The sequence below is a fragment of the Brucella oryzae genome (assembly GCF_041929965.1).
Taxonomy (GTDB): Bacteria; Pseudomonadota; Alphaproteobacteria; order Rhizobiales; family Rhizobiaceae; genus Brucella; species Brucella oryzae.
Genome location: NZ_JBHEEO010000002.1, coordinates 69,202 through 88,289 on the forward strand (window position 1 = coordinate 69,202; position 19,088 = coordinate 88,289).

The following is a 19,088-nucleotide window of genomic DNA, read 5'->3' on the forward strand; positions in this document are numbered from 1 at the left end:
ACCAGCCAGCGAGGAACGGGATGAACATCGGGCAGACAGCCGCATCATCTGGCATATCGGCGAAGATGATCCGCCATTATGAGACAATCGGACTTATCGAAGCTGCCGAAAGAACTGTTTCGGGCTATCGCGTCTATACGCAGAAAGATGTCGAGACCCTGCGTTTCATCCGTCGCAGCCGCGATCTCGGTTTTCAGGTCGAACAAATCAAGGAATTGCTGGCGCTCTGGCGCGATCGCAACCGTGCATCCGCTGACGTCAAGAAAGTGGCCCTCGGTCATGTCGAGGAACTTGAAGCCAAGATGCGCCAGTTGCAGGAAATGGCCGATACGCTGCGCCATCTGGCCAGGAATTGTCATGGTGATAATCGCCCTGACTGCCCGATCATTCATCAGCTTGCCGAAAGCAACGACGAAAGCCGTAAACGTCCCGCGTCTCGCAAAGGCGCGCTGCTGCACAGTAAAATCTAAAATTGTCACACAAGAATGCCGGGAGCGATCCCGGCATTCTGGTTTTAAGACGGCTGGCTCAGCCTTTCGGCAGGGTATAGGCGATCACATAATCGCCGGGCTTGGTGCCGACCGAGCCATGGCCACCGGCAACCATCAATACGAATTGCTGGTCGCCGACCGTATAGGTCATCGGCGTGGACTGCCCGCCTGCGGGAAGCCGCGCCTGCCAGAGCTGCTTGCCCGAAGTCAGATCATAAGCACGCAGATAGTCGTCAACAGCCGCGCCGAGGAAGGCAACGCCGCCAGCCGTTATCATCGGCCCGCCAATGCCGGGAACGCCGACTTTCAGCGGAACGGGAACCGGTGACATATCCTCGATGGTGCCGTTGCGATGCTTGTAGGCAATCTTGCCGGTACGCAAGTCGACGCCAGCAACATACCCCCATGGCGGCGTCTGGCAGGGAATGCCGAGCGGGCCGAGGAACGGTCCCATGAAAACGCCATAGGGGGCGCCATCGTTGCGGTTCAAGCCCTGCTCGCTTCCCTTTTCATCCTGTCCTTTCGGCGGAATGTCCGCGCGTGGAACCAGACGTGATGTGAAGGCAAGGTAGGTCGGCATACCAAACATGACTTGCCGCACCGGATCGACCGCCACGCTGCCCCAGTTGAACACACCGAAATTGCCGGGATAGACGATCGTTCCGCGCAATGAAGGCGGCGTGTAGCGCCCCTCATAGAAGAGCTGGTGGAACTTGATGCGACAGGCAAGCTGATCGAACATGGTCACGCCCCACATGTCGCTTTCGCGCAAGGGCGGCGGGCTGAAAGTAAGGTCGGAGATAGGCTGTGTCGGAGCGGTATGGTCCTCTGGAATTGCACCCGTCGGAGCAGGAATTTCCCTGACCGGAATAATCGGCTCGCCGGTGCGCCGATCCAGAACGTAGAGATCGCCCTGTTTGGTCGGGCCGACCAGCGCCGGAACGCCATTGATGTCGAGAAGCACCGGCTGGGCGGGAACATCCATATCCCAAAGGTCGTGGTGGACGGTCTGGCGTACCCAGCGGACCTGTCCGGTGTTCACATCGAGCGCCACGATGGATGAAGAGAATTTCTCCACGCTCTCGCTGCGGTCCATGCCAAGCTGGTCAGGTACCTTGTTGCCAAGCGGCACAAAGATCAGACCAAGCTTTTCATCGACGCTGGAAACGGACCAGCTGTTGGGTGAGTTGGTCGTGTAATGCTCGCCCTCCGGCAGCGGCGTGGTCACGTCCGGATTGCCGGAATCCCAGTTCCACAGGAGCTGGCCGGTGCGGATATCGAATGCGCGGATGACGCCCGACTGTTCTTCGGTCGAATAATTGTCGTTCACCGCACCGCCGACGATGATCTTGTCATCGACCACCACCGGCGGTGAGGTGGAGTAATAATACCCTGCCGGATTGTATTTCATGCCATGGCTGAGATCGAGCGTGCCGCCATTGGCGAAATCCGTGCAGATTTCTCCGGTGGCCGTGTCGAGCGCGATCAGGCGTGCATCGGACGTCGGCAGATAAACGCGCTCCGCGCACTTTGCGCCAGCGGTGGCCGACGCATCCTTCCAATAGCTCACGCCACGGCAGGTCTGGTGCTGGCGGTCCGTGTTGAAGCCGACCTTGGGATCGAATTTCCACTTTTCCTTGCCGGTGGCCGCATCCAGCGCGATGGCCCAGTTATGCGGCGTGCACAGATAAAGGGAATCGCCAATCTTAAGCGGCGTAACCTGATAGGTCGTTTCGCCCACATCCTGCGGCTGCTTCACATCGCCCGTCTGATATTGCCAGGCGACCTGAAGCTTGGAAACATTTTCCGGCGTGATCTGCGCCAGCGGCGAATAGCGCTGGCCGTAGGGCGTGCGCCCATATTGATGCCATTCGCCGTCGGGAACATTGCCGCCCATATCCGGCGTTGCCGCGACCTTTTCCGTCGGCAGATTGCCTGCGATATCGTAGGGGTCCTGCGTCATCGAATAGACGGCAACGACCAAGGCGACCAGCGAGGCGACGGCAAGCGGCAGACTGCCGCCGCCCGCTCCGTTGTTCAGCGGTCGTCTGATCCAGGGTGTCAGCATCCACAGCCCGATCAAGACGATAAGGCCGCCGCGTGCGCCAAGCTGCCACCAGTCGAAACCGACCTCGTAATAGGCCCAGCCGAGCGAACCGAGAATGACAAGAGCATAAATCCATAGCGCTGCGGCGCTACGTTTGAAAAGCAGAACGGCGGTCAGCAGGAAGCCGATCGCCGTGACAATATAGTACCAGCTGCCGCCAAGTGCAGCGAGCCAGATGCCTCCTGCACCAAGTGCAAGTCCGATGAGGAGCAGAACGATGGATGTCAACCAGATAAGCACGACAGGGTCCCCTTTCAGATCGTGTCACTGTTCCTCCGGACATGTCCGTCAGAACCGATCATATGCTGCCTAATGGTTGACATAGGCGGTCACGGAAAAAATCTAGGCGGCAGCAGAATGTTTCTTTTGCCGGACGGAGCGAAAGGAGGCGCCCGCCCTTAATTAAGGCAAAGTGAAGGCAACGGGGTTTTAGGCTGTCAAAAGACGTGAAACGATGCGCAAACAGGCGTATTGCCGCTCATCAATTGCGGCGAACGCATGGTGAAATCGTGGCTTTTTGGCGGCGTCAGGCCGAGCTGCGCATGAAAAGCTGGCTATCCAGATGGCGAATTTCCGACTGTCCGGACGGGGTATTTTCCCGGCCATTGATACGGGAAAAGAGCATATCAAGACCAAGCTGCGCAATCTGCCGGTAATCCTGCGCAACGGTGGTCAGTGCCGGACAGGTGAAGCGGCTCAAGGGATGATCGTCATGGCCTGCAACGCGCAGATCGCAGCCTTCCTCGCGCCCGACCCGCAGCTTGCGCTCGAAAGCGGCTGAGATCACGCCGAAGGCGAGACGATCATTGGCACATAGAACGGTGCGCGTCGGAAATCCGCCGCGATCGAAAATGCGGCCAGCCTCCTGATAACCCAGTTCCTCGAAATTCCAGCTTCTGGCGGCAATGGGCAGGACTATCGGCTCGACACCGAGCCTTTCCATCGTTTCAATATAGGCGGCGCGCCGTTCCACCGCGTTCTGGTTGACGAGAGGCATTTCCAGAAAGCAGGGATGCTCCCCGGTTCGATAAAGATATTCGGTGATGTTGCCGATGCTCTGGCGGTTATCAGTGCCGACAAAAGGCTGGTCGTCGCCGATACGGCTGTCCAGAAAAACGGCAGGTATCGAATCCGACAGGCTGGAAAGCAGTTTCACATCCGTGTCGAAGCCGAGCGGAGCCATCAGGACACCGGCGATCTTGAGGGACATCAGGGTTCGCATTGCCCTCGCCTCAAGTTTTCGTTCGCCATGGGAGGAGAGCACGATGGTCCAGTAGCCCTCCGCCAGACAGCGCATTTCGATCTGGCGGATGATCTCCGCATAGAATGGATCGGAAATGTGCGGGACGATAACGCCGATGTTCTTCGGCTTCTTGCGATTGAGACTGATCGCAAAGATATTCGGCTGATAATTATAGTCTTTCAGCGCCTTCTCGATACGGGCGCGTGTGGAAGGCTTTACATTTTCAGGATTGTCAAAATATTTCGAGACCGTCGGACGGGACAATCCGCTTGCCGCTGCAAACTCTTCCATCGTCCTGATCTTATGTTCGGCCATGCCTTGTTTTCCCATCGCGGGTATCGAGGCGATTTTTCAACGCCATCCATTTTTCTTTTCATGCGTAAATTTATTTTCACACAGAAGCAAGCCACTTTCATGCTTCTCCGGTCGGCGATGCGTGTTTCCTCCGCAATTCCCCGCTCATGCAGGTGGTTCAAAACGAGATTTAATCGTTATAATTTTTACACGTGAAAAATTTTATATTGACACGATGAACAAGCTCCAGCATGTCTAGAGGATGCTCAATCATGAGCTGGAGGCCCTGCCCTTCGGGAGGTTTGAAGTTGGCGACAACCGATGAACCAGCAGGAAAACCGTTGTTCATGTCCCATAGAAGGACGTCCCGGCGAGCGCCGGTCATTCGGAGGAAATCATGTTTCGCAAATCGCTCAGCCGTATTCTCTTTTCCGGCGTAGCTCTGGCAATGATGGCAGGTGCTGCATCTGCCGAAGGCATCGGCGCATCGCTTCTCACCCAGCAGCATCCTTTCTACATCTCGCTCGCAGATGCGATGAAGAAGGAAGCGCAGGCAGAGAATGTGCCGCTGGAAGTCTCCATCGCCAATCAGGACCTGAGCAAGCAGCTCGCCGATGTGGAAGATTTCATCACCAAGGGCGTCGACGTCATCATCATCTCGCCGGTTGACAGCAAGGGCGTTCGCTCGGCCATCAACAAGGCTGAAAAGGCTGGCATCAAGGTCATCACCGTCGATGTACCGGCCAACAATGTCGATGTGACCTCCTTTGTGGGCACGGACAACTTCGCGGGCGGCGAAAAGGCCGCCGAACTGATGGCGAAGTCCATCGGTGAGAAGGGCAATGTCGCGATTATCGACTACCCGACCGTTCAGTCGGTCGTCGACCGCGTTGAAGGCTTCAAGAAGGGCATCGCCAAATATCCGGACGTCAAGATCGTGGCGATCCAGCCGGGCATCACACGTCCGGAAGCGCTTTCGGCTGCACAGAACATCCTTCAGGCCAATCCTGATATCGTCGGCATTTTCGGCTTCGGTGACGATGCAGCACTTGCCGCCGCCTCGGCAGTAAAGTCGGCCAAGCTTGAAAGCCAGGTCAAGGTGATCGGTTTCGACGGCATGGAAGAAGCCCGCAATGCCGTGAAAAATGATCCGGTCATGGTCGGCGTCATCGCACAGTATCCGGATCAGATGGGCAAGGTTGCAGTTGAAACCGCGGCCAAGGTCATCAAGGGTGAGGAAGTGCCCGCCAAGCAGCCGATCGTTCCGGGCGTCGTCACCAAGGACGGCGAAACCAAGTAACACCGCGTGAAACAGCGACGCTCCTCCCAGTCGCTGTTTCCATTCTGCGTGCGGCGGCCCGGCGAACACCACGCGCCTTGCCGCCGCCGCAACCCTTTTGAATTGCAGACTTTGCTCGGAATCAATCTTAAAATCCGTCTGCGGAACTGAATAACGGAGAGTGGAGGCCCCCAAAGTGACAGACACCGAGACAGCCACCAAATCCGAACGAAACGCCATGCCGGATATGGTTCTTGAAATTCGCGATGTAGCGAAATCCTTCGGCCCGGTTATCGCGCTGAAGCGCATGAACCTGACCGTGCGCCGTGGCCGCGTGCATACGCTGCTCGGCGAAAACGGTGCGGGCAAATCCACGCTGATGAAGATTCTGGCCGGCGTGTTCAAGCCCACCTCCGGCACCATCCTGCTCAAAGGCGCGCCCTATGCGCCGAAAAACCCGCGCGATGCGCGCGCCAGCGGCATTGCCATTGTCTTTCAGGAACTGAGCCTGTCGCGCAATCTCACTGTGGCCGAAAATATCTTCGCCAATCATGAGCCAAGCCGCTTCGGTTTCATCCGCGAGCGCACGCTGAATGCGGAAGCGATGAAGCTGGTGGCCGATCTCGGCCTGCCGGTCGATGCGCGCGCGAAAGTCGGTGATCTTTCGATTGCCCAGCGCCAGCTCGTCGAAATCGCCAAGGGATTGAGCCAGCCTGCTGACGTCGTCATTCTGGATGAGCCGACCTCATCGCTTTCCGACAGCGAAGCGGAAATCCTGTTTTCGATTATCGAGCGCCTGAAAGCCAGGGGCACAGCCGTTATTTATATTTCGCATCGCATGGAAGAAATCATGCGGCTTTCCGACGACATTACGGTCGTTCGCGATGGCGAATATGTAACGACCACGGAAAAGAGTGAGACCACAATCGAGCGATTGATCGCGCTGATGGTCGGTCGCGAGATGAACGACATTTACCCGCCGCGTGAAGCGCCGAGACCATCGGCAAGCGTGCCGCCCATACTTGAAACGAAGAACCTCTCGGTTGCGGGCAAATTTCACGACGTCTCCATCGATGTGAAACCCGGCGAAGTCCTTGGGCTTTTCGGGTTGGTCGGTTCTGGCCGTTCGGACGTGATGAAGGCACTGTTCGGGATGCTGCGGCCCACGGGCGAAATCAGGCTCGACGGCGAAGCCATCACCCTTGCCTCGCCGACCGATGCCATTCGCAACGGCATTGCTTTCGTGACCGAGAACCGCAAGGAAGAAGGTCTCGTTCTTCCGCACAGCGTTGAACGCAATATCAACATGGTAGGGCTCGGCCAGCTTGCAGGGCCTTTCGGCCTCATGCGTTCATCAGCAGAGCGCGCTTCGGCGAAAGCGGAAGTGCTGCGCCTCGCGATCAAGACCGCGTCGCTCGACACGATTGCCGGGTCGCTCAGCGGCGGCAACCAGCAGAAGATCGTGCTGGCAAAGTGGCTGCAGACAAAGCCGCGCATCCTCATTCTCGATGAGCCGACACGCGGCGTCGATGTTGGCGCGAAATTTGAAATCTATCGCATCATCCGTGAACTTGCCGCCAATGGCGCGGCGATCCTGATGGTTTCCTCCGAACTGCCGGAAGTGCTGGGTCTCAGCGACCGCGTGGCGATCATGCATAACAAGCATGTCGCCGCCATTGTCGATGCCGATGGCCTTACGCCCGAAACCGTCATGAGCTACGCAGCAGGAATGCATCAATGAGCAATGCAGATATTCAGAAGAAAGCCGTGGACGCGGAAGTCCGCCGTTCGCTTTTCAGCTCCCCGCTGATCCGTCAATATGGCGGCATCATCATCTCTCTGGCCGTGCTCTGCGTGGTCTTCGCGGTGTTGAATCCGCGCTTTCTCGCCTTCAACAATTTCATGAACATCATGCAGCAGGTGGCGGTGATTGCCGTTGCCGCCTATGGCATGACCTATGTGATCCTGCTCGGTGAAATCGATCTTTCCATCGGCTCCATCATCGCGGTTTCCGGCATGGTGGCGGCGCAAGCCTTCTCCATGGGCTTCGGCTTTGTGCCGACCGTGGTTTTCACCCTTGCGGCGGGCGCCATCATGGGCGGGCTGAACGGCGTGCTTTCGGCAAAGCTGATGCTGCCATCCTTCATCGTGACGGTGGCGACCATGGGCATCTATCGCGGCATGGTCAGCCTGCCAACCAATGGCGCGCCTGAAATCATCGAGAACGACACCTGGCTCGCCATCGGCTCGGAAAACTGGCTCGGCCTGCCGATCATCATCTGGATTGTCGGCGTCCTGTTCATCTTCAACTATATCCTGCTGTCGAAGACCGTTTTCGGTCGCCGCATCTATCTGTCGGGCGGCAACAAGGAAGCGGCGATCTATTCGGGTATCCGCGTCGACCGCATCAAGATCATTGTCTTCATGCTTTCCGGCATCATGGCAGCGATCAGCGGCATTCTGCTCTCGTCGCGCCTGTCCTCCGCGCAGACCAATGCGGGCATGGGCTATGAACTCGACGCCATTGCGGCGGTGGTGCTGGGCGGCACCTCACTTGCTGGCGGCGTCGGCACGATGGTCGGCACCATTCTCGGTGCGCTCATCATCGGCGTCATCAATAACGGCATGAACATGCTGTCGGTGCCTTACTTCTATCAGCTCATCGTCAAGGGCATGGTCATTCTGGTCGCGGTCTGGCTCGACGTGCGCTCTAAATCCGTACGGACGTAATCGCGGTACTCACATGAAAAAGATCATCACCATCGGCGAAATCGTCGTCGAGATCATGGCCGTGGAAACCGGCAACGGTTTCAAGACCGCCATCCCGTTGATCGGTCCGTTCGCTTCCGGCGCGCCTGCGATCTTCATCGATCAGGCGGCCAAGATGGGCCAGCCTTGCGGCATGGTCAGCGCGGTCGGCAATGACGATTTCGGCGCGCTCAATGTCGAGCGCCTGCAAAAAGACGGCGTGGATGTATCGGCCATCGGCGTGCATCCGACAGCCGCCACCGGCAGCGCCTTTGTGCGCTATCGCCCGGATGGCAATCGCGATTTCATCTTCAACATCAAGCACAGCGCATGCAGCGCCATCGGCCTGACGCCGGAAGCCGAAAAGCTGATCGAGACTGCCGATCATCTGCATATCATGGGTTCGGCGCTGTTCTCCGACGGCATTGTTTCGGCGATCCACGAGGCGACGATCCGCATCAAGGCGAAGGGCGGCACCGTGTCCTTCGACCCGAATATCCGCAAGGAAATGCTGGAATTGCCGGGCATGCGTCAGGCATTGGCCCATGCGCTGGAGAACACCGACCTGTTCATGCCGAGCGGCCCGGAAATCTTCCTCTTCACCAAGGCGACCGAAGAAAAGGCCGCCGTGGAAGAACTGCTGGCGCGCGGTGTCAAAGCCGTTGTGGTCAAGCGCGGCGCGGAAGGCGCAAGCTATTTCGACCAGTCCGGCGAAGTTTTCGCACCTGCTTTCAAGGTGGAGGAAATCGACCCTACCGGAGCAGGCGACAGTTTTGGCGCGGCATTCGTCACCTGCTGGCTGCGCGACATGGCGCCGAAGGACGCTCTTGTCATCGCCAACGCCACTGGCGCGCGCGCCGTCGGCGTCAAGGGGCCGATGGAAGGCACCTCGACCATGGCCGAAATTGAAGCATTCCTTCAGAAAAACGGAGTTCCAGCATGAGCAGCACGAAAGTTCTGAGCGCACTTCCCGCACGTTACGCCAGCGGAGTTCGCGGCGGCATCACGTCGATCTGCTCTGCGCATCCTCTGGTGATCGAAGCCGCCCTTCTGGAAGGCGTTGCGACCAATACGGACGTGCTGATCGAGGCTACCTGCAATCAGGTCAATCAGGATGGCGGCTATACGGGCATGACGCCTGCCGACTTCCGCCGCTTTGTGGAAGACATCGCGGCCCGCGTCGGCTTCGACACCAAGCGGCTTATTCTGGGCGGCGACCATCTCGGCCCCAACCCCTGGAAGCATCTGCCCGCCGAAGAAGCCCTTGCGAAGTCGGATGTGATGATCGATGCCTTCGTGCGCGCGGGCTTCACCAAGATCCATCTCGACACGTCGATGGGTTGCGCTGGCGAACCGGTTGCACTGCCTGATGCCGTGACCGCCGAGCGCGCCGCGCGTCTGGCCAAGGTTTCCGAAACGGCGGCCCGTGAAGCCGGATATGACCTGCCGGTCTATATCATCGGCACCGAAGTACCGATTCCCGGCGGTGCGATGGAAGAAATTGAAGAGCTGGAGCTGACCAAGCCGGGCGCGGCAGTCGAAACCGTTGCCATTCACCGCAAGGCTTTCGCGGCGCTGGGACTGGAAGATGCCTTCGCCCGCGCCATCGGCGTCGTGGTGCAGCCGGGCGTCGAATTCGGCAACGAAAATGTGGTCTTCTACAACAGCGAGAAGGCGACCGCACTGAGCGGTGTTCTGAGCGAAATGCCGCAATTCGTTTTTGAAGCGCATTCGACCGATTATCAGCCGGTGGAAGCGCTCTCCGATCTGGTGCATGACGGCTTTGCCATTTTGAAAGTCGGCCCCGGCCTGACTTTCGCGCTGCGCGAGGCGCTTTACGGTCTCGACCAGATTGCGGCTTTTCTCGACAAGCTGCCGGAAGAAGAAACCCTGCGCGGCAAGATGGAAGCGCTGCTTCTGGCCGAACCGAAGAATTGGGAAAAATACTATCACGGCGACGCGGAGGAACTGCGCCTGCAACGCCATTTCTCCTATAGCGACCGCATTCGCTATTACTGGCCACATCCGGTCGCAACCGCTGCCGTCGATGCGCTTTTGAAACGTCTGGAAGGCCGCAAGATACCGGAAACGCTGATCAGCCAGTATCTCGGCACGCTTTATCCGGCGGTCGCATCGGGTGCAGTTGAAGCAACACCGCATGCCCTGATGGTGGAAGCCGTCCGCAACGTCGTGCGCACTTACGGCAAGGCTGTCGGAACGCACTGAAGTAAAAAGCGCGGCTCAGACCGCGCTTTTTTTTCAAGCTTTTATCGGGCGATAACGATATCCTAAATCGGCAATCTGTTGTGCGCGGCAGGTATTTTCAGACCAGTATTGCTGCGATTCTGGATGAAGGAATGCACGTCCCCGGCGGGCATTGGCCGACCGGTCAGGAAGCCCTGAACCTCGCCAAAACGCTCGGTTCTCAAACGTTCCAGCTGCTGTGCCGTTTCTACACCTTCAGCCGTGGTAACAATATTGAAGCCTGCGCCAAGCGTTGCCACGGCCTGGATGATGGCCAGATCGCGCGTATCCACCTCGATCCCGGAAACGAAACTGCGATCGATCTTTATTTTATCGAACGGAAATGATCGCAGATAGCTGAGCGAAGAGTAACCGGTTCCAAAATCATCCATCGCAATGCGAACACCCAGTCGGCGAAGTTCGAACAGGAGCTCGATATTGTTCTTGCTGTTCGAAAGAAAAACCGACTCGGTGATTTCAAGCTCGAGCCTGTCCGGGGGCAGGCCTGCCGCTTCAAGGGCATCCGTGACTGAGCGCAAGAGCGTCGTCTGATTGAACTGGACCGGTGAAAGATTGACCGAAACCTTTATGTCCTCCGGCCACAGCGCAGCTTCCCGACACGCCATTCCCAGAACCCAGTCTCCGATCGGCCCGATCAATCCGGTTTCTTCCGCCAATGGAATAAATTCTGCCGGTGAAACCATGCCACGGTCAGGATGACGCCAGCGAATCAGCGCCTCAAAACCCGAAATCCTGCCGCTTTCAAGATTGAATATCGGTTGATAATGAAGCTCGAACTGTTCCTCCAGCAGGGCCTGGCGAAGTTCGCCCGTCATAACGTGGCGCTTCTCCGCGGCCAGGCGCAAGGAGTGCTGATAGAAACGAAATGTGCGGCGTCCACCGGATTTTGAGGCATAAAGCGCAAGATCGGCATTGCGCATCAGCCCATCGGGATTGTCGCCATGCAACGGCGCCTGGGCAATACCCATGCTGCAGGTGACAAATTCAGAATTGCCCACCAGCTTGAACGCATCCTGAAAAGCCGAAAGGATCCGGTCAGCAAACATCGCGATTTGCCCCAGCGTTCCACTGCGATAAACGATGGCGAATTCATCGCCGCCCAACCGCGCGATGAATTCATCCGAAGTCGTGATTTGCTTCAGACGATGCGCCACTTCCTGCAAAAGTTGGTCACCCGCCTGATGACCGATACTGTCATTGATGTTCTTGAAATGATCGATATCGAGATAAAACAATGCGAAGGGTTCTGAATCCCCGCCCTTTTTCAACAGGCTCTCGACATGGTGGGCAAAATAGGCACGGTTCGGCAGGCCGGTTAGACTGTCATGCATGGCAATATGTGCCATACGTTCCTCAATCTCGCGCCGTTCAGTTATATCCTCAACGAGGCCGATCAAATAGCGGGGTTCATTGCCTTCGACGGGCGGGATCGAACATTTGATGATCCGCATCGTTCTCGACGTTCCGTCCTTGCGCTCGACCTCGCGTTCGACGCTTAACACATCCCGGCGTCGCATTGCCATGCGATCTTGCTGGCCGAAGGCAATGGCCTCGCGCTCGGGAAATAGTTCAAGGTCTGTCGATCCGATAGCTTGATCTATCGCCTGCCCGCTCGCAGTTGATGCAGCCTGATTGTAAAGCACATAACGGCCATCGTCGTGCATATCCTTGACGAAAACACCGAGCGGCAGATTGTTGACGAGACTGTCCAGCAAGGTTTGGGCGTGGTTTGCCTGACGATTGGCCTCTGCCAACTCTGTCCTATCCTGGACAATAGCCAGAATCGCTTCCTTGCCGTCGAATATCACCTGGCGCCCGTAAGTCAGAACATCGATGGTTTCACCATTGGCGCGCAGATGCTGCCAGCGCTCGGGCCGCTCAAGATCGCTGCGGTCCCGAATTGCAGTCAGCATTCTATCCCGTTCGGTTTGTGGCCGAATATCGAGCACTGTCATGCCTGGAATTTCGTCTGCGGTATAGCCGTAGAGCGTGTACGCAGCATCATTCATAACGATGAAACGCAGTGTTTCCGGGTCATAAACCCACATAGGTGTCGGGTGTGTCGTGAAAAGGATACGGAAGTCCGGTTCGGACGTGCGCGCCATCGTGTCTTCAGCCGAAGCCGAAGCGCCCCTTCCCTTCCTCATCCTAAACCCCTCATCCGACTGATCCTAAAGGACAATTCCGACCTGCTTCATGAGCAGACCGTCTCGTTTCATAGCACTATGAGCAACACGTGGAAGATGCACCCCGACCATAGATTAAAGCTGAGAATTTTAATAAACCATATACAAATTGAGGGTCGATTTAAGGATTTTCTTTAAAACTGCATTTTTCCATCGCTTGACCGGCTTCAACTTCCGGCCTATGCCTATAGATGCAAAATTCGTTGGGGTGCCTCGCAAGAGGCTGAGAGGCGCGTTCTCGCGTTAACCCATTGAACCTGATCCGGGTAATACCTGCGTAGGGAACGGAGTTTGATGCGTCGCGGACGGGATTTATCCCACTCGGAGCTTACGCTCCCTACAGGTTCATGACGTCTCATCTTTCCGTTCGGAATGAGAGACGATAGAATGGACCAAAAACACAGTTTCTCCCGAACCCAAAACCATAATGGCCAGACACGGTCTGTGCCCACCTGCGTACCTCCCATCTGTGTGACCATTGCCGGTTCCGACAGCGGCGGCGGCGCCGGGATTCAGGCCGACCTCAAGACGTTTTCGGCGCTTGGCGCCTATGGCGCGAGCGTCATTGCTGCCGTGACCGTACAGAACACCTGCACGGTGAGCGCGGTGCACGACATCCCGCCCGCCATCGTCGCGGGGCAGATCGATGCGGTTTTCAGCGATCTCGACGTGGCGGCGGTGAAGATCGGCATGGTTTCCGTGCCTGAAACCATTGAAGCCATCGCGCGCGGCCTTGCCCATTTTTCCGGCCCCGTCGTCGTCGATCCGGTGATGGTGGCAAAGTCGGGTGACCGGCTTTTGAGCGAAAACTCCATTGCGCTTCTGCGACAGAAACTCATTCCGCTCGCCACGCTTTTGACCCCCAACCGGCCCGAAGCGGCCTGCCTGCTCGGCTGTGGTCTGGCGCTGGATGATGCAGACGCCGAACAACAGGGCCACGCATTGCTCGAACTCGGCGCGAAGGCGGTTCTGATGAAAGGCGGCCATGCGGAAGGCGAAATCTGCGTCGACCTGCTGGTGCGCCGCGATCAGCCGACGCTGCGTGTCGAAGCGCCGCGTATCCGGACCGGCAATACCCATGGCACAGGCTGCACGCTTTCTTCGGCCATTGCTGCGGAGCTTGCCAAGAACCTGCCGCTCGAAAAAGCAGTGCTGAGCGCTCATGCCTATCTGCAAGGGGCAATCCGCGCCGCCGATACGTTGAAGATCGGACACGGCCATGGGCCTGTGCATCATTTCCACGATCTCTGGACAATCCGAACGGAGGAGATTGCATGATGCGCGTCACTGTCATCGGAGCGGGCGTCGCCGGGCTTGCCACCGCCGCCGAGTTCACCGATCAGGGCCATGCCGTCACCGTCATCGCCAAGAGCAGCGAGATTGGCTCGGACAGCTGCTCGTGGTTTGCGGGTGGAATGCTGGCACCCTGGTGTGAGGGTGAGAGCGCAGAAGAGCCGGTCGTTCGCTTGGGACAGGAAGCAATCGGCTGGTGGGAACAGCACGTTTCGACAGTCCATCGCAAGGGCACGCTTGTACTCTCGCACACACGCGATGCGACCGAACTTCGTCGCTTTGCCCGCAGGACAGAGGCATTTGACACCATTGATCATGAGCAGATCGATACGCTCGAACCAGACCTTGCAGGCCGTTTTCGGCAGGGACTTTTCTTCGCGGCAGAAGGCCATCTCAACCCACGCAAAACATTGATTGAGCTTGCCGAAAAACTGCAGAAGAAAGGCGTGGTCTTTCATCTGGGGCAGGATGCGAAAAACATAAAAGTCGAGGCCGATATAACCGTCGATGCACGTGGCCTTGCAGCGCGTGATCAGCTGCAGGATCTACGCGGCGTCAAGGGCGAGATGCTCATTGTCCGCTCACGCGACATCAATCTCAGGCGGCCCGTCCGCCTCCTGCATCCGCGCATTCCCCTCTACATCGTACCACGCGGCGACGGTGTGCACATGATCGGCGCGACGATGATCGAAAGCGACGACCGCCACGGCATAAGCGTGCGCTCGACACTGGAACTTTTGAGCGCGGCTTACGCCTTGCATCCGGCATTCGGCGAGGCGGAAATTCTAGAAACCGGCGTCGATGCGCGCCCGGCCTTTCCCGACAATCTGCCCCGCGTAAAACGGCGCGGCAAAACCATCTATGTCAACGGGCTTTACCGCCACGGCTTCCTGCTTTCGCCGGCGATAGCGCGCATGGCGGTCGCAGCTGCGACCATGCCCGAAACTATGCCCGAATTTGTGGAGGATTATGCATGACAATCGTGCTGAACGGTGAAGTCATCACCACGGCAGCGACCAATCTGGCGGCGCTGCTCGCCGAGATCGAACTGGACGAAGCCGTGGTCGCAACCGCGCTGAACGGCGAATTCGTGGCAAGCGACGAGCGCGCCGCCGCGATCCTGTCGGCTGGTGATCGCATTGAGGTTCTCGCCCCGATGCAGGGAGGCTGAGATGCTCGAATTCTATGGTCAAAAATTTGAAAGCCGCCTGCTGCTCGGCACGGCGCAATATCCATCGCCCGCTATTCTTGCCGATGCGGTGCGCGCATCGCGGGCGGGGATCGTGACCGTGTCGCTGCGTCGCGAAAGCGGCGAGGCCCGCGCCGGGCAGGACTTCTGGGCGCTGATCCGGAAACTGGGCGTGGCTATTCTGCCCAATACGGCAGGCTGTCACACGCCGCGTGAAGCCGTGACCACGGCCAAGATGGCGCGTGAAATCTTCGGCACCAGCTGGATCAAGCTGGAAGTGATCGGCGATCACGACACGCTGCAGCCCGATCCGTTCGGCCTTGTGGAAGCAGCGCGCACGCTCTGCGACGACGGTTTTGAGGTCTTTCCCTATATGAATGACGATCTGGTCGTCGCGGAAAAGCTCATTGAAGCTGGTTGCAAGGTGCTGATGCCCTGGGGCGCGCCCATCGGCTCGGGCCGTGGCCTCAACAATCCTTACGCGCTGAAGACCATGCGGGCGCATTTCCCCGATATTCCGCTCGTCGTGGATGCTGGCATCGGCGTGCCATCCCATGCGGCAGAGGCGATGGAGCTGGGCTATGACGCCGTGCTCATCAACACCGCTGTCGCCAAGGCAGGCGATCCCGTCGCCATGGCGCGCGGTTTCGCGCTTGCGGTCGAAGCCGGGCGGCTCGCTTTCGAGGCCGACGCCATCGAAGCGCGCGACATGGCGGCCCCCTCCACTCCCCTTCTCGGAAAGGCATTTCTGTAATGGCCCTTGATCCGTTCTACCCTATCTTCGACAGCGCCAAGTGGCTGGAGCGCATGGTGCCGCTCGGCGTCAGGCTGGTGCAGTTGCGCGTCAAGGACAAGACCGAGCCCGAACTGCGCAGTGAAATCCGCGCCGCACGGGAAATCTGCCTTGCACATGACTGCCAGCTGATCGTCAACGACTACTGGAAGCTCGCGCTGGAGGAAGGTTGCGACTTCATCCATCTCGGACAGGAAGACCTTGACGATGCCGATCTCGACGCCATTCGCGCCGGTGGTTTGAAGCTCGGCGTTTCAAGCCATGACGAGGCCGAACTCGATCGCGCTTTGTCGGTAAAGCCAGACTATATCGCGCTCGGCCCCATCTACCCGACCATTTTGAAAAAGATGAAATGGCACGAACAGGGCCTCCCCCGCCTTGGGGAATGGAAGGCGCGGATCGGCAACATTCCGCTCGTCGGCATCGGTGGCATGAGCGTTGAACGCGCGCCAGGCGTTTTCGATGCGGGCGCCGATATCGTTTCCGTCGTCACCGACATTACCCTTAACCCCGATCCGGAGGCCCGCGCGCGGGAATGGATCGAAATTACACGGCCCTATGTAACTTAGAGCGGTTCCGGTTAAACGGAATCGCTGGAACCGCTCTAACTATCTGTTTTGTCGCATTATCTTACGCAAAACCGCTTCGCACTTTTGCTGGAAATGCTCTAGTTTCTGGAGGAAACATTGAAAAAACTGGTTTTTGCAGCGCTCTTCAGCGCCACGGCTTCGTTTGCCCTGATTTCGGCTCAGGCCGCCCAGGCGGGCGACAGGCTGAAGCTCATCCTCGACTGGTATGTGAACCCCGATCACGGGCCGATCATCGTTGCCGACAAGCTCGGCTACTTCAAGGATGCCGGGCTGGATGTGGATATCGTCGCGCCTGCCGATGCTTCGACACCAACCAAGATGGTGGCGGCGGGACAGGCCGATCTCGCCATTTCCTATCAGCAGCAGGTACATCTTCAGGTGCATGAAGGCCTGCCGCTTGTTCGCGTCGGCACGCTGATCGACTCGCCGCTCAACTGCCTGATGACCCGCGACGACGGATCGGTGAATGCAATTGCCGACCTCAAGGGCAAGAAGATCGGTTATTCGGTCGCCGGAACCGAGGAAACTTTGCTTGGCACCATTCTTGGCCAGCACGGCGTCAAACTCTCCGATGTCGAACTCATCAATGTGAATTTCTCGCTGGCGCCATCGCTGATGTCGAAGCAGGTCGATGCCGTGATGGGCGCTTATCGCAATGTCGAATTGAACCAGATGGCTGTCGAAGGCGTTCCCGGCAAATGCTTTTTCGTCGAGGAGGAAGGCGTGCCGGTCTATGACGAACTGGTCTATGTCGCCGCCACGAACAAACTGGATGCGGCGGAAAAGGACAAGATTTCGCGCTTCCTCGCCGCCACCGAGAAGGCCGCGCAATATATCGTCAATCACCCCGAGAAGAGTTACGAGGTCTTTGCCTCCTACAGCACGGAACTGAAGGACGAATTGAACCAGCGCGCGTGGAAAGACACGGTTGCCCGCTTCTCGCGCGCGCCTGCAAGCCTCGATTATGGACGCTGGCAGCGTTATGAGGCCTATCTCAAGGAGCACAATCTGGTGCCCTCCATCCTGCCGGTCGAAAAATTCGCCATCGATGTCAATGCCGAAGGGAGCAAATCATGAGCCAGCCGCAGCCGCATTATTCATCCGAACTGTTCACGCGCCTTCGCGCCGCAACACTTGGTGACTGGAAGCCTTATATCGAGCACGACTTCGTGCGCGGGCTGGGTGACGGCACGCTGCCGAAGGCTGCTTTCCTGCATTATCTCCGTCAGGATTATGTCTATCTGCATCATTACGCCCGCGCCTTCGCGCTCGGCGTCGTCAAGGCCAACACCTTGCAGGAAACAAGGCTTTGCGCCCAGATTATGCATGGTCTGACAGTGACGGAGCTGCCGCTTCATATCGGCATCTGCGCCCGCGAAGGGATCAACGAAGACGAGCTTTACGCAACGAAGGAGGAGCCGGAAAACCTTGCCTATACGCGCTATGTGCTCGATTGCGGACAGGCAGGCGATTTCCTCGACCTGCTGACGGCGCTTGTGCCCTGCGCGCATGGCTATGGCGAGATCGGCCTCAATCTCGCCGCGACCGCCTTGCCCGGCACGCCCTATCAGGAATGGATCGATACCTATGCCGGGGCTGAATATCAGGACATGTGCCACACGGTGGGCAGGCTTTTCGATCAGGCTGCCAAAGACCGCATCGGCGACGACTTCGAAAAAAGCCCGCGCTGGCCAAGACTCTGCCAGATTTTCGCCACGGCAAGTAGGCTCGAAGCCGATTTCTGGTCCATGGGTTTGAAAGCCGGATAGTGAACGAAGCACTCCAGAACCGAAGTCGAATAAAGCGCGTCGCCGATGGATTGCTGTCGGCGGCGGCGGCACTCGCCATATGGCAGGCGGTGGTGAGCATCGGTCAGATGCCGCGCTTCATCCTGCCGGGACCGCTCGATGTCGTGCAGGCGCTCGTGACCAATGCGGGACTGATCGCGGAGAATGCCGCTGCCACCATCGGCGAAGTTCTGGGCGGTCTGGTGCTCGGCTCTGCGGTCGGCATCGCCACCGCCATCGGACTGATGATGTCGCCGCTTGCGCAGCGACTTGTCATGCCGGTGATGGTGTTCAGCCAAGCGATTCCGATCTTCGCGCTCGCCCCCATCCTGACCCTCTGGCTTGGTTATGGACCGGCTTCCAAGATTGCAGTCACCGTGCTGATGATCTTCTTTCCCGTCGTTTCAACCTTCTTCGACGGGATGCGGCGCACCGAAACGAGCCTGATCGACGCGGCGGAAATTCTCGGAGCCGGACGCATGGCGATCCTGTTTCGCATCCGCATCCCCTCCGCCTTTCCTTCGCTGGCGTCGGGTCTGAGCCTCGCCGCCGTCTATGCGCCCATCGGGGCGGTGGTCGGCGAATGGGTCGGTGCATCCAAGGGGCTCGGCTATCTGATGCTGCTCGCCAATGGGCGTGCCAAGGTGGATCTGATGTTCGCCTGCCTGTTTGTTCTGGCGGCTTTCACCATGCTGCTGCACGGCACGGTATCGCATTTCGCCCGCAAGCTTGCCGCCTGGCCGAAAAAAGCCGCATAAAAAACCGGCGGTTTCCCGCCGGTTTTTGCATCCACTCAGACCGCTAAAGCGTGTCGCGTTCAATC

The 19,088-nt window shown here is 58.2% G+C and carries 17 protein-coding genes and 1 riboswitch; of the genes, 14 read left to right on the plus strand and 3 right to left on the minus strand.

Features of this window, described 5'->3' with window-relative positions:
* Nucleotides 1–20 precede the first annotated feature (20 nt).
* Nucleotides 21–470 (plus strand): Cu(I)-responsive transcriptional regulator, encoded by a 450-nt coding sequence (cueR, locus tag JNC70_RS02225; RefSeq protein WP_104754675.1) that lies wholly within the window; start codon nucleotides 21–23, stop codon nucleotides 468–470.
* A gap of 58 nt (nucleotides 471–528) precedes the next feature.
* Here cueR and JNC70_RS02230 read toward each other — a convergent pair whose 3' ends face one another.
* Nucleotides 529–2,838: a glucose/quinate/shikimate family membrane-bound PQQ-dependent dehydrogenase gene (locus tag JNC70_RS02230; protein ID WP_104754676.1), complete on the minus strand. Its 2,310-nt coding sequence runs from the start codon at nucleotides 2,836–2,838 to the stop codon at nucleotides 529–531.
* Between the two features lie 286 nt (nucleotides 2,839–3,124).
* The gene (locus JNC70_RS02235) at nucleotides 3,125–4,156 is read right to left on the minus strand and encodes a LacI family DNA-binding transcriptional regulator (RefSeq protein WP_104754677.1); all 1,032 of its coding nucleotides are present in this window, start codon (nucleotides 4,154–4,156) and stop codon (nucleotides 3,125–3,127) included.
* Between the two features lie 376 nt (nucleotides 4,157–4,532).
* Here JNC70_RS02235 and JNC70_RS02240 point away from each other — a divergent pair, with 376 nt between their 5' ends.
* From JNC70_RS02240 to JNC70_RS02260, 5 genes are all read left to right on the plus strand, one after another.
* On the plus strand, nucleotides 4,533–5,435 hold the full coding sequence (locus JNC70_RS02240; protein WP_104754679.1) for a substrate-binding domain-containing protein: 903 nt from the start codon (nucleotides 4,533–4,535) through the stop codon (nucleotides 5,433–5,435).
* A gap of 217 nt (nucleotides 5,436–5,652) precedes the next feature.
* Complete coding sequence (locus JNC70_RS02245; RefSeq protein WP_167394029.1) at nucleotides 5,653–7,155, plus strand: sugar ABC transporter ATP-binding protein; 1,503 nt, start codon at nucleotides 5,653–5,655, stop codon at nucleotides 7,153–7,155.
* Nucleotides 7,152–8,144 (plus strand): ABC transporter permease, encoded by a 993-nt coding sequence (locus JNC70_RS02250; RefSeq protein ID WP_374788540.1) that lies wholly within the window; start codon nucleotides 7,152–7,154, stop codon nucleotides 8,142–8,144. The genes JNC70_RS02245 and JNC70_RS02250 overlap by 4 nt, the downstream gene beginning before the upstream one ends.
* A gap of 13 nt (nucleotides 8,145–8,157) precedes the next feature.
* Nucleotides 8,158–9,105, plus strand: coding sequence for a tagatose kinase (locus JNC70_RS02255; protein ID WP_104754681.1), 948 nt, complete (start codon nucleotides 8,158–8,160; stop codon nucleotides 9,103–9,105).
* Nucleotides 9,102–10,388, plus strand: a complete 1,287-nt coding sequence (locus JNC70_RS02260; RefSeq protein WP_104754682.1) for a D-tagatose-bisphosphate aldolase, class II, non-catalytic subunit — start codon at nucleotides 9,102–9,104, stop codon at nucleotides 10,386–10,388. The genes JNC70_RS02255 and JNC70_RS02260 overlap by 4 nt, the downstream gene beginning before the upstream one ends.
* A gap of 62 nt (nucleotides 10,389–10,450) precedes the next feature.
* On the opposite strand, the gene JNC70_RS02265 is transcribed toward JNC70_RS02260, so the two are convergent.
* Entirely contained in the window at nucleotides 10,451–12,574 is a 2,124-nt protein-coding gene (locus JNC70_RS02265) for a putative bifunctional diguanylate cyclase/phosphodiesterase (RefSeq protein ID WP_104754683.1), read from the minus strand.
* Nucleotides 12,575–12,807: 233 nt separating this feature from the next.
* Nucleotides 12,808–12,914: riboswitch (TPP riboswitch) on the plus strand.
* A gap of 86 nt (nucleotides 12,915–13,000) precedes the next feature.
* On the opposite strand from JNC70_RS02265, the gene thiD reads away from it, so the two are divergent.
* The 8 genes from thiD (at nucleotide 13,001) to JNC70_RS02305 (ending at nucleotide 19,023) form a co-directional block, all read left to right on the plus strand.
* A complete protein-coding gene (thiD, locus tag JNC70_RS02270; protein WP_104754684.1) occupies nucleotides 13,001–13,891 on the plus strand; it encodes a bifunctional hydroxymethylpyrimidine kinase/phosphomethylpyrimidine kinase in 891 nt (296 codons plus the stop codon).
* Complete coding sequence (gene thiO, locus JNC70_RS02275; RefSeq protein ID WP_104754707.1) at nucleotides 13,891–14,883, plus strand: glycine oxidase ThiO; 993 nt, start codon at nucleotides 13,891–13,893, stop codon at nucleotides 14,881–14,883. Before thiD ends, thiO begins: the two co-directional genes overlap by 1 nt.
* Nucleotides 14,880–15,077, plus strand: a complete 198-nt coding sequence (gene thiS / locus JNC70_RS02280) for a sulfur carrier protein ThiS (protein ID WP_104754685.1) — start codon at nucleotides 14,880–14,882, stop codon at nucleotides 15,075–15,077. The genes thiO and thiS overlap by 4 nt, the downstream gene beginning before the upstream one ends.
* A 1-nt stretch (nucleotide 15,078) precedes the next feature.
* Nucleotides 15,079–15,849 carry a thiazole synthase gene (locus tag JNC70_RS02285; RefSeq protein ID WP_104754686.1) on the plus strand — a complete coding sequence of 257 codons (771 nt, stop codon included), beginning with the start codon at nucleotides 15,079–15,081 and terminating at the stop codon, nucleotides 15,847–15,849.
* On the plus strand, nucleotides 15,849–16,457 hold the full coding sequence (locus JNC70_RS02290; protein ID WP_104754687.1) for a thiamine phosphate synthase: 609 nt from the start codon (nucleotides 15,849–15,851) through the stop codon (nucleotides 16,455–16,457). The genes JNC70_RS02285 and JNC70_RS02290 overlap by 1 nt, the downstream gene beginning before the upstream one ends.
* Nucleotides 16,458–16,574: 117 nt before the next feature.
* On the plus strand, nucleotides 16,575–17,555 hold the full coding sequence (locus JNC70_RS02295; RefSeq protein WP_104754688.1) for an ABC transporter substrate-binding protein: 981 nt from the start codon (nucleotides 16,575–16,577) through the stop codon (nucleotides 17,553–17,555).
* A complete protein-coding gene (gene tenA, locus JNC70_RS02300) occupies nucleotides 17,552–18,247 on the plus strand; it encodes a thiaminase II (RefSeq protein WP_104754689.1) in 696 nt (231 codons plus the stop codon). Before JNC70_RS02295 ends, tenA begins: the two co-directional genes overlap by 4 nt.
* A complete protein-coding gene (locus JNC70_RS02305; protein ID WP_104754690.1) occupies nucleotides 18,247–19,023 on the plus strand; it encodes an ABC transporter permease in 777 nt (258 codons plus the stop codon). The genes tenA and JNC70_RS02305 overlap by 1 nt, the downstream gene beginning before the upstream one ends.
* The last annotated feature ends 65 nt before the right edge of the window (nucleotides 19,024–19,088 follow it).

What these genes read in the sequence shown, in the direction of transcription:
- thiS (WP_104754685.1), top strand. Translation starts at nt 14,880, where the DNA reads ATGACAATCGTGCTGAACGGTGAAGTCATCACCACGGCAGCGACCAAT.
- cueR (WP_104754675.1), top strand. Translation starts at nt 21, where the DNA reads ATGAACATCGGGCAGACAGCCGCATCATCTGGCATATCGGCGAAGATG.
- tenA (WP_104754689.1), top strand. Translation starts at nt 17,552, where the DNA reads ATGAGCCAGCCGCAGCCGCATTATTCATCCGAACTGTTCACGCGCCTT.
- JNC70_RS02245 (WP_167394029.1), top strand. Translation starts at nt 5,653, where the DNA reads ATGCCGGATATGGTTCTTGAAATTCGCGATGTAGCGAAATCCTTCGGC.
- thiO (WP_104754707.1), top strand. Translation starts at nt 13,891, where the DNA reads ATGCGCGTCACTGTCATCGGAGCGGGCGTCGCCGGGCTTGCCACCGCC.
- thiD (WP_104754684.1), top strand. Translation starts at nt 13,001, where the DNA reads ATGGACCAAAAACACAGTTTCTCCCGAACCCAAAACCATAATGGCCAG.
- JNC70_RS02285 (WP_104754686.1), top strand. Translation starts at nt 15,079, where the DNA reads ATGCTCGAATTCTATGGTCAAAAATTTGAAAGCCGCCTGCTGCTCGGC.
- JNC70_RS02255 (WP_104754681.1), top strand. Translation starts at nt 8,158, where the DNA reads ATGAAAAAGATCATCACCATCGGCGAAATCGTCGTCGAGATCATGGCC.
- JNC70_RS02250 (WP_374788540.1), top strand. Translation starts at nt 7,152, where the DNA reads ATGAGCAATGCAGATATTCAGAAGAAAGCCGTGGACGCGGAAGTCCGC.
- JNC70_RS02290 (WP_104754687.1), top strand. Translation starts at nt 15,849, where the DNA reads ATGGCCCTTGATCCGTTCTACCCTATCTTCGACAGCGCCAAGTGGCTG.
- JNC70_RS02240 (WP_104754679.1), top strand. Translation starts at nt 4,533, where the DNA reads ATGTTTCGCAAATCGCTCAGCCGTATTCTCTTTTCCGGCGTAGCTCTG.
- JNC70_RS02260 (WP_104754682.1), top strand. Translation starts at nt 9,102, where the DNA reads ATGAGCAGCACGAAAGTTCTGAGCGCACTTCCCGCACGTTACGCCAGC.
- JNC70_RS02265 (WP_104754683.1), bottom strand. Translation starts at nt 12,574, where the DNA reads ATGAGGAAGGGAAGGGGCGCTTCGGCTTCGGCTGAAGACACGATGGCG.
- JNC70_RS02235 (WP_104754677.1), bottom strand. Translation starts at nt 4,156, where the DNA reads ATGGCCGAACATAAGATCAGGACGATGGAAGAGTTTGCAGCGGCAAGC.